General features: G+C 60.2%; 12 protein-coding genes. 7 read left to right on the top strand and 5 right to left on the bottom strand.

Annotated features, from left to right (window positions below; genetic code table 11):
- Positions 1 to 71 precede the first annotated feature (71 nt).
- From VMH22_06975 to VMH22_06955, 5 genes are all read left to right on the top strand, one after another.
- Complete coding sequence (locus tag VMH22_06975) at positions 72 to 974, top strand: YCF48-related protein (GenBank protein ID HTW91438.1); 903 nt, start codon at positions 72 to 74, stop codon at positions 972 to 974.
- A 619-nt stretch (positions 975 to 1,593) separates the two neighbouring features.
- Positions 1,594 to 2,523 carry a hypothetical protein gene (locus VMH22_06970; GenBank protein ID HTW91437.1) on the top strand — a complete coding sequence of 310 codons (930 nt, stop codon included), beginning with the start codon at positions 1,594 to 1,596 and terminating at the stop codon, positions 2,521 to 2,523.
- Positions 2,524 to 2,634: 111 nt separating this feature from the next.
- The gene (locus VMH22_06965) at positions 2,635 to 3,126 is read left to right on the top strand and encodes a hypothetical protein (GenBank protein ID HTW91436.1); all 492 of its coding nucleotides are present in this window, start codon (positions 2,635 to 2,637) and stop codon (positions 3,124 to 3,126) included.
- Between the two features lie 139 nt (positions 3,127 to 3,265).
- Positions 3,266 to 3,820, top strand: coding sequence for a hypothetical protein (locus VMH22_06960; GenBank protein ID HTW91435.1), 555 nt, complete (start codon positions 3,266 to 3,268; stop codon positions 3,818 to 3,820).
- 109 nt (positions 3,821 to 3,929) lie between these two features.
- Positions 3,930 to 4,556 (top strand): hypothetical protein, encoded by a 627-nt coding sequence (locus tag VMH22_06955; GenBank protein ID HTW91434.1) that lies wholly within the window; start codon positions 3,930 to 3,932, stop codon positions 4,554 to 4,556.
- Between the two features lie 689 nt (positions 4,557 to 5,245).
- Here VMH22_06955 and VMH22_06950 read toward each other — a convergent pair.
- Positions 5,246 to 5,530, bottom strand: coding sequence for a hypothetical protein (locus VMH22_06950; protein ID HTW91433.1), 285 nt, complete (start codon positions 5,528 to 5,530; stop codon positions 5,246 to 5,248).
- A gap of 150 nt (positions 5,531 to 5,680) precedes the next feature.
- Positions 5,681 to 6,931: a TIR domain-containing protein gene (locus VMH22_06945; GenBank protein ID HTW91432.1), complete on the bottom strand. Its 1,251-nt coding sequence runs from the start codon at positions 6,929 to 6,931 to the stop codon at positions 5,681 to 5,683.
- Positions 6,932 to 7,214: 283 nt separating this feature from the next.
- Here VMH22_06945 and VMH22_06940 point away from each other — a divergent pair, with 283 nt between their 5' ends.
- Both VMH22_06940 and VMH22_06935 read left to right on the top strand, forming a co-directional pair.
- Positions 7,215 to 8,318 (top strand): GHMP kinase, encoded by a 1,104-nt coding sequence (locus VMH22_06940; protein HTW91431.1) that lies wholly within the window; start codon positions 7,215 to 7,217, stop codon positions 8,316 to 8,318.
- A complete protein-coding gene (locus tag VMH22_06935; GenBank protein ID HTW91430.1) occupies positions 8,318 to 9,406 on the top strand; it encodes an endonuclease/exonuclease/phosphatase family protein in 1,089 nt (362 codons plus the stop codon). Before VMH22_06940 ends, VMH22_06935 begins: the two co-directional genes overlap by 1 nt.
- A 356-nt stretch (positions 9,407 to 9,762) precedes the next feature.
- Here VMH22_06935 and VMH22_06930 read toward each other — a convergent pair whose 3' ends face one another.
- From VMH22_06930 to VMH22_06920, 3 genes are all read right to left on the bottom strand, one after another.
- Positions 9,763 to 11,121, bottom strand: a complete 1,359-nt coding sequence (locus tag VMH22_06930) for a TIR domain-containing protein (protein ID HTW91429.1) — start codon at positions 11,119 to 11,121, stop codon at positions 9,763 to 9,765.
- Between the two features lie 57 nt (positions 11,122 to 11,178).
- Positions 11,179 to 12,753 (bottom strand): ATP-binding protein, encoded by a 1,575-nt coding sequence (locus VMH22_06925; GenBank protein ID HTW91428.1) that lies wholly within the window; start codon positions 12,751 to 12,753, stop codon positions 11,179 to 11,181.
- Between the two features lie 243 nt (positions 12,754 to 12,996).
- Positions 12,997 to 15,008 (bottom strand): RyR domain-containing protein (locus VMH22_06920; protein HTW91427.1); only part of this gene is annotated, 2,012 nt, incomplete at its 5' end.

Below are 15,008 nucleotides of genomic sequence, written 5' to 3'. Positions count from 1 at the left end.
TCGTCTTCGGCCGGCCCGTGGTCGCCCCGCTTGACTTCGGCCGGCCGTAAGGCAAGATACAAACAACCGACGTGGCAAATCGTATCAACTCCATCTTTACCGTTGAGGACACATTCCTCGCCTACGCGGTCGGCGACCACGGCCTCGCCCTGGCGTCCGAGGACGGCGGCGCGACGTGGCGCAAGCTCGTGCTCCCGCACTGCGGCAACCTGTACACCATCTCCTTCCCCGGCCAGGGGGACATAGGCTACGCCTGCGGCGACCTCGGCGCCGTGCTCAAATCCGAGAACGGAGGCAATACCTGGCGTCTGCTCGATACCGGCGTCCACGTAGATCTGCGAGTCATCAAATTCCGGCTCAGCCCGCAGACGGGCTTTGTCGCGGGTGACGCAGGCACGGTCTTGCGCACGGTCGACGCGGGCGAGACCTGGGTCAAGCTCGTTACCGCCACGGACCAGAAAATCATGGACATGGACTTCCCATCGGACGAGACGACCGGCTACGCAGTCGGTCCTAACGGCACCATTCTCAAAACCACCACCGGGGGCCGTGTCTGGTTCTCCCAGGCCGGCAACCTCCAGGGGGCGATGCCCTCGACCAATATCACCGCGGTCTTCTTTCCGAACGGGGACTCGGTCGGGTTCGCAACAACTGCCAACGCCGGGGTCCTGTTCACGCCCGACGGCGGTGAAGAATGGCGGCCTCTCAAGTTCGACTTCATGCCACCCGCCCTCTACTCCCTTGACTTCCGGTCCGATACAATGGAGGGTTTCGTAGGCGGCGCGCAGGGAACGCTGCTGCATACCAATGACGGCGGCGAAACCTGGCAGCGCCTGAACGTCGACACGACCGCCGACCTGTTCAGCATCCGCTTCTTCGCCGACGGCCGGAACGGCATCATCGCCGGCGACGAACAAACGCTCCTCTTCACCGCCGACGCGGGCCAGACCTGGAGCCCGAGCCGCATCCTCTAACCCGCAGCTCGCGTCTCGGACCTTACCCGCGGATTGAGTTCCGGCCTGTGCCACCACCACATGCTGCGACGACGACCGACGCGAAAACCCCGTACAAACCTCTCCCCGAGTCTCTGGCCGGGCCTCTGGCTGACCATCCATCTGCGTCTCCGAAGGGATCTTCTTCAGGGGACTCTCGGGCCTGGACGCCTCGTCCGCACCTGCCGCGACGAGTCCTGACTTGACACAGGAGCAAGGCCAGTCTAGAATTCCAGCGTGGGATTTGACTCCCCCACCGTATTGACGGAGACTCCGAGCAAGAACGCGGCATCTCCCCTTGACGGCCACGGAACAAAGTAAGGTGTGTCCGAGTTACCCGGGACCGACGTGTCGTGGAGTTTCGATGGCACTCTCATCCAAACCCGAGGCGCGGCAATGGCATCGGGCCGCGCCCCGATTTCACCTTGACTGTCAGGCAGTTTCCAGAGCAGCAGTACAGCTTGGGCAGAGGCTGCTTCGCTCAGGATGTGCGGCACTCACGGCCGTGCTGTGCCTTGCTGTGTCCGGCTGCACGCTCCATTACGAAAAGTCCGAACACATGTTTCCGCCGACGTCGGGGCCTACTGAGCTCCGACTCTCAATGAGCATCCAGAAGCAGCTGGTGCGAGCAGGCGAGCCCTTCCTGGTCACTGTAGCCATGCACAATACGACGGACACCGTTTGCATCTGGGGCTACGTGGCCCTTTCAGGATTCCAGCTGGTCGGGCTCAGAGGCGACACATGGGATTACCGACCCTATGACTGGGTCGAAGGCCGCTGGGGCGTAGGCGGACCGCCCCCGTTTTTTGGAGTCAGGCCTCACGACAGCGTCTACGAGCACTGCGCGCTGTGGCCGCGGCGTTTCTTTCACCGCAGCGACACAACCATGTCCATGTTATGTGCGGGGTCTTACCGCCTCATCGGAGGAGCATGGCAGTTTTGGGTACTCAAAGACAGCACGTGGGCAAGAATGCCGTTCATGCCATCGGAGTCGATTCCCGTGTCCATCGTGTCGGACTCAGGTCCGGGATATCTTGGAGCCTACCAAGGCCTCCTGGATAGGTGGTTCTACAGAAGTCGAACCCGGGCAGATTGGAAACAAAAGAAGGCGGCCGGCGAGACCCTGCTGACAGCCATGCAGTCCCTGCCGGTTGATGCGGATTCCGCCCTGCTCACCGTCGGCTATCAGTTGGCCGACCTTGCAGAGTACGGAGGTCACTGGACTGAGGCCCCCGCCATCTGCGAGTCCATCATCGCTCGTCATCCTCCCGGGACGCTCGCTGAGGACCTCGGCGGGTACCTCCCGCGCATGTACGAGTTGAACCAAATGCGCCAGACCGCCGACTCGCTGGTGAGAGTTTTCGTCTTGAGATACCCACGGAACGTCGCTGCGCTCTCGTACGAAGAGGGGCGCTGGCTTTGGTATGAACGCCTGCCTCTGCCTCCGGTATGGGTCAGGTGGCGCAGTCCGTTCCTGGGACTCCCCGGCCCTTGGAGTCCGTGGTGTGAAGAAGCACCTTCGCTTTGGTAGCTGGATGGAAGGAGTGGATCTCCATCCGGCAACGAAGTCAAAGACGTCGAGCCACGCACCGACCCTGTCCGCTGGTTTGACGCCGCGCCCGCGCCGGCCTGCATATCGGAAATGAGGACGCGCTTCTTGGTATTGGCCGGTCTACTGCTGACCGCGCTGCCGGGCTGCAATTCCCTGCCCGAGCCGCCGACTCCGACCCTTATTGGCCCGGACACGGGTTGGACGGGTCAGCCGACCGCGTTTCAGGCAACACAGCCGGTGTTACAGAACCCCGACATTGAGGCAGTGGCCTACTTTGACTGGGGCGACAACAGCGTAAACGGTGCGTACTCCGTAGGCTCCCCTTGCGAACATGTGTACTCGGGCGTGGGCAGGTACGTGGTGAAGTGCCGGTTTGAGTACATGCGGGAACACATGGACTGGTTCGTGACCGAAACCAGGTACGGCGACTGGTCCAATCCCTGCACGGTCAACATCGTCACTCCTTCCCAACGCTGGCGCATGAAGCTGCGGCTCTCAAACTGCACACGTCCAATCCACCTAATCCCCAGTCCGTTGCCCCCTGCTTTGACGCAGCGAATGACGCCACGCTCTGCAGTTTGACAAGGCCCTGACGGGTATTAGAATTCCACCACTGTGGAACCGATATTCATCACGCCTTTGATGCAAGCACCAGCCGCGGGCATCCCACCTCTGCCCTGGACCGTCACGGAGTTCAGTAGACTGTCCCCGAGATTCCCCGATGAATGAGCTGCTACTGGCGACCCAGCGCGATTTCCTGGTGCGCGAGAAGTTCCTCTCGATTCAGGACAAGGTGGAGATCATGAACCCCTTGAACCAGGATACAGTGGGGTTCTTCCAGAGGAAGCTGCTCAGCATCCCGGCGCTCTATTGCCTCTACAACCGGGGACTGCTAAACGAGATGATTGTACAGCAGAAACTCCTGGCGGTCCGGCCCACGTACAAGTTCTACACGGGCAACGACAACGACCAGCCGGACAACGCCGCCTACGAGGGCGCGCTGGTGAAGAGGATAATTTCGGTCGGGCCGAGCTACTGGTTCGAAAAGCCTGACGGCACGCGGCTGTTTGAGGTGCAGGGCGACCTGATAGGACTGACCTACGGCATCGTGCAGGATGGCAAGGAGATTGCGGACATATCGCGCACGCTCTGGGCGATACGCGACACGTATGGCGTCCGGATAAACCCGGAGGTCCCGAACCCGATGGCGCTGCTCGTCCTTTGCTCGGTGGTCGTCATCCACGCGATACACGTGGCGAGTCGGCGAAGAATCTAGCGGAGTTGCCTCGGACCTCGCTGTGACGACGTCAGTTCTGGAATCTCGCCGGGGCGCCCGTCTTCCTCTGTTACTCGTTGGGGCTGCATTACTGGCAGGAGCCGCCTGCGTGCCGCCGGCCGCTTTTCACGACGGACTGCCGGCCTGGTCTCTGGCCCCGAGAGGAATCGAGTGGCGGGTGGGATATCAGCACCTCTCCACTTTCGGTGCCGATTCCTTCGACTTCCTTGGTACGCAGTCTACCAGTTCACGCTTCAACGTCGGCTACCTCACCCCGGGCGTCCGCGTGGGCATGGACCGCAAGCGACTGAACGCCGAACTGGGATTGACTTCCGCCATGAAGACTGCGGGGGGATTCTCCGCCTTGTTCGGAGGCGAGTTCGGCCTCGGATACGATGACCGGAAGATAAGCGTGATGTTTCGCCCGAGCCTCTATCTGCTTGATGTCTACTTCGACGACGAACACAAGCCCGGCGCGGACGTAACTCCGCTGGGGCAAGTGTCGATGCTTGTGGGGAACGGATACCACGCGCGAGGGCTGAACTTCTCATTCGGCGGACGTGCCAGCGAGTATGACGCCGGGCCGGTCGCGTTCATCGGGTACAACGCATGCCCGGTGGAATTCCGCGCCGAACTCTCGTACATGGTCCCGGTGTCGTACTACGCGTCCGGCCAGGTTCTAACCGCTGGGATTACCGTCGCAGCGCCGACCAAGCCCGACAAGACATGTCGCTAGCCGGACCAGGTTTCCGCCGGCGCTTCGTCGAGCCGGTGGCAGTAGTCCTGACGCCTGACGTAGAACTCGGAGTGGCGGCTTCTGGCACAGATCTCGTGATCCCGTTACTCGCGCATCCAGACGTCCATCACCTCTTCAACCGCGTACTCGGTGTCTATCGAAGCCTGAGCCTCGGGCTACGAGTCGTGGTCCAAACCGCGGCGGAGGTCCCCCCGAAAGTCCCTCTGCAAATTACTCCGCGAACCGGTCGTCGAGTCTCGATGCGAACCGGCCGGAGAGTCGGATTCCAGGTCGCCGCAAGAGTCCGCCTGCGAGTCACCATCCAAGAGAGCCCGGGCGTCACGGTGCAGGTCGGCCGCGGAATCGCTGGGAAGACCCATCCGCAAACCCTGGCGAGACTCCCTTTGGGAATCGCCCCGGGAACCGTTCCGGGAACGGTTCCCCCTGTGGTTCGCTGGGTGTCGTTCTTGGCGAGGATTGACGTGCCTAACAGATTATATTTCGGCCATTTAGGTCAGTTCGGGATCGTCCCGGCTCTGCGACTGTCCTTCACGGCTTGTGCCACCAGATCTCGCACTCGGAAGACGGCCAGTCCGGGCGTCTTGCACTGACGTCCGGGCCTACTTGCCCTGCGGCTACTTCAATCTCCCGCGCCATCACGATCTTGGTGACGTGTCACGCCTCACGCTTCACGCCAGACGCTTCCCATACGAGGTAGACGCCACTCGCCGAGGCCCCGTGCGTCGTGAATCGCTTTCAGCGTTTCCGGGGCTTGCCCAGCCGTAGTGTTTCTCTGTGACGCCCCAGCGCAGGTCCACCTCGCCCCACGACACTCCGCGTTCTTCGCACATCTTGCGCGACTGCGAGAAGATGCGCTTGACCAGGATATCCCGCTCCCGGAACAGTCGCGGAATGTCGAGGAGATGAACACGCGGACGGCTCGTTCTCTGGCCACGGTCAGCTCCGGCTGTCATGCGTCAGATCCGCTTTGCTAGAATGGAGTCCAGAATTCCTCTGAATTGCTGGACAAGCGGCGCGTGGCCGTGTTCCGATGTGAGCCCGTACGGCTCGTCGGCAAGCGGCAGGGAACGCCGTCTGTGTCGTTGCCGTGAATGCGGCACCTTTCAGTCTACGGGAGCATCGTCGACAATAGGCGGTCGGCACATGGGACTCATGCGTTCGCTTGTTTGGACGGTAGCGACTGATGCTAGAACCTCCTCAACCCAATCCGCAACGTCGCTGAGTCTGTGCTGAGCGACCTCGGTTCTGGCCTCTTGAGCAAGACGGACCGCGTCCTCAAGTCGATTGGCAGACTCAGCAAGCAAGACCGCCCGGCTCACTAGGGACACTGTCAATCCGCGGTGGTCGCCCATGACGCGGCAGATTCGTTCCTGCCGAGCGTAGTACTCCCAGGCTCGGTACAAATCACCGTGGTCATGGAAGAGGAGACCCTGCATGCCGAGGTTCCACTGCAGCGCACTGTCGATTCCAAGTTCCAAGCATACCCTTTGGTGCTCCTTCAGTTTCGACATCGCTGCGGGTACGACGTCGAGGTCGACATAGGCTGAGGCCTGCTCACTCAGAGATGCCGACAGACTGGCCCCATCCTCCGTGTCTCGAGAGTGACGCTCGGCTTCTTCTAGGTGAGGCAATGCGCGCTCTGCATCGCCTCTCTCTCGGAGCGCTCGCGCCAGATCGATGAGCACGTGCTTCAGTTCATGGATGTTGCCGTTCTCTCGGCATGACCTTTCGCGTGCACGGAGGTCCGAGATGCTCTCGTGTCGGTTCCTCGTGGCCGCCCTCGAAGACCCGTCCCCTTTGACGCTGGTATGCCGTGGAGGTTGGGCCTTGGTGTGTTTCGGACCAGTTTCTACGGGTGCTTGGTTCGAGGGAGGACCGATCGGCGTGATTGCGTGTGGTTGGCCAACTGGACGTGTGCTGCCGCCAGTAGCCGGCAGGATGTTGAGCAGCGCTAGGCCGCCAAGCACCTTCGGGAAGGCAGATGCGGCGTTCGAGGGCTCAACTTCGATTGCTGTTGCCAGTACCAAGGCCTCATATACCAGTTCCTGCCGCTGATCCAAATCGTTACGAGTCAAACCAACAAGGAACGGGATGAAATCCTTGCCCAACTCCATAGCCCGGACGACTTCTCTTACAACGTAGTGGGAGCGAACCGTGCTCGGCGAAACGACTACCACGACCACGTGACAGTTGATGATTGCCCATCTGATCTGCAGCAGTGGGGATACTCCGGCGACCGCGTCCCGCTCATAGTACCATGTGCGATAGCCGCTGCTCTCAAGGTGCGAAGCTAGCTGTATGGCAGTACTGGAATCTTCGCTAGCATGACTGACAAAGACGTCGATGGTAGTCATGGATTCTGCACAGTGGCTATGCTGTAAGGCTATCCAATGTCCAAGGCTAGTCAACCAGGAACTTGCTCCCGTCACTTCGGTGTGGGTTGCCCACCGAGGGCCGCGGACTTGACTCCGGACTGCATTTGACATACATTTGGACCGGGGCAGGTGGCAGTCGGACTCCAGACCGGGTACGGCCACTCGGTGGACAACTCCGGCGGCCGCTCTGCATCCCACTGGAGGAATCATGTCGCTATTTGAACGGCTGTCCGAGGCATCAAGACGCAATGCGCTTCCGGGCGTGGTCGCGTACAACCGGATCGACGGCCCCGGCTCGAGTTTGGATCTGCGTGAGTTCCAAGAGGCCTTCTGGAGGCTTCCTTTCATACCGCGTAATCTGAGGGAGGATCCAGCGGCCACTTGGAGCAAGAACCTGCCGAGGACCGTCGGTATCACAATAAGCACCGGTACCCGCGTCGACGCAAAGCCGCATCCTGAGGGGCCAGGCAGAATTGGTGTCCGTTCGGCTGAGTACTTGGCAGAAGAAACCGACGGAGAGCCCGGCGCGATTCCTCCTACCAAGGGCAACTGGTTGCTCAAGATCGTGGACCTGTTCGGATTGTCTGGCGTGATGTTCGACCTGCACAATTTGCACGCTGGCACCCACTCCGCCGGGCTTGGCGGTTCCGCCACGGCCGCTACCGGTGTTTGCATCCTGGCGAACGAGCTCGCAGGGCGACCATTCTCCGATGCGCAGCTCGTGGCGATGGCGTCATTGCTCGAGCAGGATCTGGGCGTGAGCATCACAGGGACCCAAGAGCAATCCAACGTGGTCTTTGGTGGCGTACGGGACTACGTCTGGTTCCCTTGGGGGATTCCGGGGTGGCGGGAGGGCGGCTACGGCGAGTCGCTCCGGTTTGAACTGCTGCCTCCGGAGTTCTACGAGGATCTCGAGCAGAGGATGGTCGTATTCCACTCCGGGAAAGAGAGAGCCAGTTCGTCGGTGAACAGCGAATGGCGGAAGGCACTTGCCACATCAGACGGGTATGCGCATCACCGAACGAAACTTGAGATAGCCTATCAATACAGGGAAGGCATCAGAAGGCGGGATTGGGATCAGGTGCACGATGCCATTACTCGCTATCGGAGCGTGCGCACCCGGATCTGTCCCGCCTACATGGAGGGCTCGACCCAGATCGTGGGGTGCGCCGAGCATCACGGCTGTACGGGGTTCCCCCTGGGGGCTGGTGGAGGTGGAGGCGTGCTTGTCTTCGGAAAGGAGACAAAATGTTTGGACGACGCTCAGAAAGACCTAGTCACGAATGGCCATTTCCACAGCATCAGGTTCAAGATAAGACGGAAGGGGCACGAGCTAGTGAATCTGCCGCTTCAGACGGAGGCTTGATGAACAGGTTCTCGATTATCGACTGGAACATCGGTGGAGCACGGTATCTGGAGAAGGCCGACGATCGTGACGACGTGCGTCGCCATCTGAATCAGGATCTCCAGAGTCTAATACATAGCGAGGAACGAGGCCACCATGGCCTTCCGCACGTGATCGCACTACAGGAGATAGTGCAGTACAGAGAACCTGGCATGGAGCTGGTGGATCTCATAGACACGAAGTTGTTTCCTAGATACAACTACTACCCTTTTCCCCTGATAGACAGCGACCGACTGTCATCAAAGGGAAAATGGAACAAGGTCCAGAAACTCGGCGGCTGGCGCAAGGGGACGTATTTCGCACAGGGCAACGCCTTCCTAGTCAGGAACGACACGCCTCATTGCCCAGTGTGGGATCTATCAAGACCCGGGCGGTGGCCAAGGAGGGCAGACGGCCCAGAACGCCCACGCCATTACATCGAGCAGGTCGATTTGCAGTCTGGGCTGTACTTCGGGACACGTGACACCGAACCGCGGGCGGCGCTAGTCGCGCACTTCATCCTTGACTCAACCGGCTGCGGGGGCAAGCCGCTGGACGTGTTTGTCGTCAATCTTCACCTCACGACACTAACTATGGAACGGGAGGGCATACCCGAAATCGACGTAAGAGCGTCCCAGATCCGACTGGCGCAACTCAGAGTTGTCTTCGACGGCATCGTTTCGAGGTACAACACATGGGCGCGCGAGGGATTCACGGACCGTGGGAAGAAACGCCGGCCCGAACGTCACGAGACTCTCAACAGGTGTAATCCAGTGTGGATACTGGTGGGCGACTTCAATTTCACCGAGTCATCAGAGGAGTATGAGTGGATTGGAAGGATGAACTTCCTGGATGCCATACCGGACAAGCACGGCGGTACAAAGTCGCGCGGCGTCGGGTCTGTGGCCACGACAACGCTTGACTATATCTTCGCCGGGCCGAAGTTCATTTCGTTCAACCCCGTCATCGCACAGCAGGCCGTTGAGCGTGGCCTTGTTGAGCATAGAATCGAGGACTCCGACCACTTTCCTTGCCTCGCAGCGATTCCACTCGACGTTCCGGCAAAATAGCGCGTCCCGCTCCCGCTGGGCGCATCGAGCGACTGGCTGAGAGCCCGACGTGTGCGTGGTCGGGTTGTGAGTTGCTCGGTGTCTTGTCACGCTGGACGGCTCGACCCGCGTCGACGGGCAGGGAGGGCGAGTCCATCATCGCGCGTTCCTGACCACGCAGTGGGGGAACCAGTTTCAGTGGATGCTCGTCATTGCCGATCTGAACCTGCCTCTGCCTGGGGATTTGTTGAGGGCGGCGCGGACCACGGCGAGTGCTGCCTTGCAGGACCTGCCCGGGTCCAACCCGGTCGCGCTCACGCCTAGGGCAGCGATGGCGACCAGCGGAGTTTCGTGGGCGCCGAGACTCAGGCACTGGGTCATTGAACCTTGGATTGTCTTTGCTTCAGTTCTTCCTCGGTGCACAGGAAGTCAATCAGCTTGTTCAGTACAGCATCAAAGTACACGGGGTCGTAAACGACTCCGTTATGCCTCAGTAGGTCTCGCATGTCGGCCGGGAGTCCGTCGGCTCTTGGGAAGCGAAACCCGTCTTTCAGCACCGGAACGATGTTACGTCCAGTCTTGATGGCATGCACGATTTCTCGCCTCAGCCAATCTTCAGCGTCGCTGCAGCGGTTCAGGCTTCCCGGCACGAGAACCACGATGAAGTTGGGGGCCCTCTCTATGGCGGCCAGCAGCCTCTCGTCGAAGTAGTGGGATCCTAGGTCGTCGACGTCAAGGAAGACTCGATACCCGAGCCCACGCAGCCTCTCACGGATGAGGCGGGCCGCTTCAATGCTCGTGTCTCTACGGTAGCTAATGAAAGCGCTGCGTGCCGCTGCTTTGACTGTTCGGGTTCTGTTTGTTTCCAATGGCTGCTCGACGGGCGCCTCGGAGAGGGCCGGGGAGCGAGGTCGGAGGCTTTTCACCCGCACGAGCGTGTAGCCTAGCTCCCACAGCCCAACTGGTAGCGCCCTGGTCATATCGTAGTCGATTCGCCGCATCTCGGCGGGAACTCTGTCAAATGGAACCGCACAAAGGTTCAGCTTCAGCCTCTTGTCGCTCTCTGGGGCATAGGCGAATCCTCTGAGCAGTTTCTCACGTAGCCACCGGTCGTGCTCGACTCTAGCAAGCCGGTCTAGTTCTGATTCCGTGAAAGAGAACTTCTGCGCGGGCCCGCTGGCAAGTCGTGGCTCTATACGGATGCCGACGTCAAGGAGCTTGGCACGGGTGAGCCTGGCGGCGCCAAGGTTGTTGTCCATCTCCTCGCTGCTGAGCGTGTCGTAATCGCCAGGCCTGGCACCGGTGGACTCGGTGTATGCCGCGTGAAGCACGCGGGCTAGTTTGTCCAACAGGTCACTGCTCGATTCACCCTTGCCTACCAATCCCATGAAATTGCCTTCGATGTGCATATCAAGGATGTGCGTCGGCGGCATGTGGGCTGGACCGTAGAAGCGGTCAGTGCCCACCGGGCTCATGCTGACGATGGCTTCGAGCGACCGCGCGCCGTGGCGGTATTTCGCGACTCGCAGGAAAGCGCTGATGACGCCGGGGCTTATCTGGGCCGGCTGCTTCTTCAGAAGGTGCTTGTGGTGTCGCTGTAGCTGTGCCCTGAGAAGCAGTGCTCGTCGGATGAGGAACTCCGCGTCGCCGTCCGGGTCGGCCTCGTCTCGGTTTGGGCCTTTGATATTGACGTACCCACGCAGGCGACTGACGAAGTCGGGCCCCTTGCGCACCACGAAGTTCGCCTCTTCTTTGGTATCGTGTTGCGCCGCTCTGCTGCCGACGGTGAACTCCTAGTAGTTGTGACACGTGCCACCGGCGAAGACGAAGATGGCTTTGCCTAACGGGTGTGAGACGCCATCCAAGCGGAAGCTGCCGTCCTGCATCGGCTCAAGGAAATGTCGAAGCCAGAATAACTTCTCGTCGTTGAGCGTGGCATCGAACTCATCCCAGAAGACGAGCGGCATCTCGCTTCTTACGGTTGCATCGCTGACCTCGTGCAGCGCATGGTGGAGGTCGACGATGGTATTGAGCTGTGAGAGGTTGAACTCCAGCACCCGCTGCTTGTAACCGAGTAGCTCACGGGCAAGCTCCCTGACAGCGAATGACTTGCCCGAGCCGGGCGGGCCGAAGACCGCGATGGACAGTGGTTTCTTGTCCTCTTTCTTGTCGCGGTATGCTAGGACCAGGCTGCGGATAGCGTTGATGCGCTCTATTTCATCGCGGTCGACGGTCAGGTAGTCACCGTACCTAGCTTTGGGCGCGGCGTCGAGTGCCCTCTCAGGACCCCACATCACCACCTCGATGGCCTTGGCCGCAACGTACTCGTCGGTCGCGCCGGTCAGGTCGCGCAGTAAATCTGACTCGCTTGCTGGCTGGTCTCTGAGAGGTGGACAGGACAGCAGTTCATGCGGGATGGAGGAGAAGTATTCGTCTGCAGGGTCGGTGTGAATGAACCGGCGCTCGACCGAGGCCCGAGGATGATAGGCTTCCTCGACAGCCGGTATCGAGGCACTTACTTCGAAACTGGGTCCTGAGCCGCCGCCAATCTCGTGGTCCTTGCGGGCCGCGCCAAGCGCGCGCGAGACCGCAATGAACAGCGGGTAGGTCGCTCGTGCGAGTTCGTGGCGCGCGATGGCGGCCGCTACAAGAGGCGTAACACCGTATGTCAGACCCGGGTGTTGGCCATACCATGCGCCCTCGAGTTCGTCGGGTCGATAGATGAGTCGCTCCAGCTTCACGTTGCCAGTTCGGAGACCTGTCTCGTCGTTGGTGCTGTCTGGTGGCTGAATGGGTACTCCGTGGAGCGGAACTCGGCTCAGGCAGGCGGCACCAGCCGGACCGAAGTGGACGATTACCCGTTGGCAACGACCAAGCTCTGCGGTGCAGGCACCGTGATCGAACTCGCAGACCACGTCTTCGATGGTCTGGTCCCAGGACTTGGCACACTCTATCCTGGCGGATTGTGACCGTAGCGTCTCCACAGCCAGGACGACGGTCATCCGGTCGGCGAACCGCCCGAGTAGCAACTTCCATAGCAGGCTATGCGGGAATGCCGACGTCTTGTACACGATGCTCTTCGGGTTGCCTTTGTCTGTCAGCGCAAGCGGCCAGAGGTCTTCCTTCGCATTGAAACCAAGGTTTGTGTCATCAATGACCAGCACGTCCGGGTTCGGAGTGTCCTGGTCTACAGCCAGTGGCCGAACTGCCGTCTCAGGTAGCGAACAACCAAGGAAGTCTCGGATCCGCCAGGACCTTGTTCTGGCGTTGCCTGACTCGTTGGCGAACTGCGCGCACACTTCGTACGCGTCATTGACCAAGGCGTCTGCTGCGGGCCGAAAGTTGCCGTCGTGCGGCGCAGTCCGCATGCTGATTCCCTCTCTGAGATCGCTACAGGCTAACGATACCAACTCGGCTGTATGCCAAGCACCACCACAGTGTTGTCGGACAACCGTGGATGCGGGAGTCTCCCGATGAGGTCTGAGCGCGGATTCGTGTTGAACAATGTAGTGGTTCCAGACTAGGTCGCCCGCTACGACGACGGTCTTGGTGCCGCGAGTGCTCTCGGCTGCAGTTGCAGGATCACCGACCTTGCGCAATGATGCCATCGGCTATCTGTTGGCGGCGCGGGCAGGCTTGCCCCTTGGCGCTCTGATACGTTTCTTGGGTGTTGTGCGGGCGGCCTTCGTGGTACGTTTCCTTTTCCTTGCCAACACGTAGCCTAAGTCCCACAGCTTCTGTGGTAGGGTCTTGGTTGTCTCGTAATCGAGCTTCTGGTCTTGCTTGGGCACCTTGCTGAACCGCGTTACGTCACGATGAAGCCGTAGCTCTCTCTCGGTGTCTTTGGCCCATGTGAAACCGCTCACCAGTTTCTCCCTCAGCCACCGATCATGCTCGAGCCGTGCCAGCTTCTTGAGTTCCCTGGGCGTGAACAGGCGGAGGTGTTTCTTCGCGGACTTTCTGGTCAGCTCCAGCCCAACATCCAACAGTTTTGCAGGCAGGACGCGCGCCGTGGTTCGGTTGGCCTCCTTCTCATCCTCGGTCAGGTCCGCATACGGTTTGAGCAGGTGGTTGGTTTTCTTCTCGTCGTCGTCAGGCCCGGGCGTGTAGCCCATGTCTCTCTTGCACTTGCACCACGCCTCGTGCCATGCTTGGGCAAGGGCTTCGATTGAGTCAGCGCTGAACTCACATCTTCTCACTTGTTTGAGGAACCCATCTTTGACGTGTAGGTTCAGCAGGTCCTCGGACGGCAATTGGGCCGGACCGAAGTGCCGTTCCTGGTCTACAGAGCTCATACTGACCAGAGCGTCTATCGACCTGTTTCCGTGCTCGAAGTTCTTGACCCGCAGGAATGCGCTTATTATGCCCGGACTGACGAGCGCACGGCCCTTCGTATCGATCAGCTGGGGGTGATACTTGGCAAGCTTGTCCCTCAGGACGATGGCGCGCCTTAGGATATACGCAGAGTCGGTGGCCGCTTTCGACTTGTTTCCCAGTCGCTTCCGTTTGCGGTCAGGCACGATCTTGTCGGGTCCCTTGATGTTGACAAACCCGCGGAGGCGGCTGACGAAGTCCGGGCCTTTTTGGTCTTTGAAGTGCCTGACCTTGGCGGCGGATTCCCCGCCCTTCGAGAGATCGAAGTCCTCGAAGCAGCGAGATGTACCGCCTGCGAAAACGAACACTGCTTTGCCGAACGGGTGGACGTCGCCGGCGGCACGAAACTGCGCATCCTGCACCGGTTCGAGGAAGTACTGTAGCCATTCGAGACCACGGCAGTCGAACTCGTCCCAGATGACGATTGGAATCTGCCCTTGCACTGACGCATCACGAACCTGATGGAAGGCCCGGTGCAGTTCCCCTACGTCAGCCATCTGTGACAGATTGTACTCGAAGAACACCTTTCTCTCGCCGCTGAGTGCCTTTCTGTCATTGGCGAATATGCCTCGGGCCAACTGTTTTATCGCGAACGACTTGCCTGAACCCGGCAGGCCGAACACAGCGATGGCCAGCGGGTTTGTGTCTTTGGGATTCCTCTTGTAGGACAACATCAGGTTGCGCACGCCATTGATGCGTTCAATCTCATCGCGGTCTACGGTGTAGAACTTCCCATAACGGACCTGTGGCGCGTGGCGTAGTGCATTCTCCGTGCCCCACATCACGACCTCGACCGCCTTGGCCGCGACATACTCAAACCCGACCCCGGTGAGGTCAAGCAGGAGGTCGGACTTGCCGCGCTGGCGTCTAGGGGGGTAGGTCAGAATCGACGGGTCAAACGAAGAGGAATACTCGTTGATCGGGTCAGTCTTGCCCTTTCCACAAAGGTCCTTGGCTATGTCGGCTTCCCCGGCGTCCGGCTTGAACTCCGCCTGATCTCCGCCGCCAATCCTGTGGTTTGTGTGAGCAGCACCCAGCCCGCGAGACAGCGCCATGAATAGCGGATACGTGTCTTCGTCGAGTCTATGTCTTGCGATGGCGGCCGTCAGGATAGATGACGTGCCGTAAGTTATTCCCGGGTTCTTCTCCCGCCACATGCCTTCCAGCTCGTCTGGCCGGTAGACGAAGCGCTCCAGCTTTGAGATTCGCCTCCCGCCCGTTCTTGAGAAGCAGGCGGCTCCGGCAGAAC

Source organism: bacterium, assembly GCA_035505375.1.
In the GTDB taxonomy this organism is placed as follows: domain Bacteria; phylum Hydrothermota; class Tepidihabitantia; order Tepidihabitantales; family Tepidihabitantaceae; genus UBA2258.
Note: the sequence above shows the minus strand (reverse complement) of the source record. Positions and strands in the feature narration are given on the sequence as shown.

What these genes read in the sequence shown, in the direction of transcription:
- VMH22_06960 (HTW91435.1), top strand. Translation starts at nt 3,266, where the DNA reads ATGAATGAGCTGCTACTGGCGACCCAGCGCGATTTCCTGGTGCGCGAG.
- VMH22_06945 (HTW91432.1), bottom strand. Translation starts at nt 6,931, where the DNA reads ATGACTACCATCGACGTCTTTGTCAGTCATGCTAGCGAAGATTCCAGT.
- VMH22_06965 (HTW91436.1), top strand. Translation starts at nt 2,635, where the DNA reads ATGAGGACGCGCTTCTTGGTATTGGCCGGTCTACTGCTGACCGCGCTG.
- VMH22_06925 (HTW91428.1), bottom strand. Translation starts at nt 12,753, where the DNA reads ATGCGGACTGCGCCGCACGACGGCAACTTTCGGCCCGCAGCAGACGCC.
- VMH22_06935 (HTW91430.1), top strand. Translation starts at nt 8,318, where the DNA reads ATGAACAGGTTCTCGATTATCGACTGGAACATCGGTGGAGCACGGTAT.
- VMH22_06950 (HTW91433.1), bottom strand. Translation starts at nt 5,530, where the DNA reads ATGACAGCCGGAGCTGACCGTGGCCAGAGAACGAGCCGTCCGCGTGTT.
- VMH22_06970 (HTW91437.1), top strand. Translation starts at nt 1,594, where the DNA reads ATGAGCATCCAGAAGCAGCTGGTGCGAGCAGGCGAGCCCTTCCTGGTC.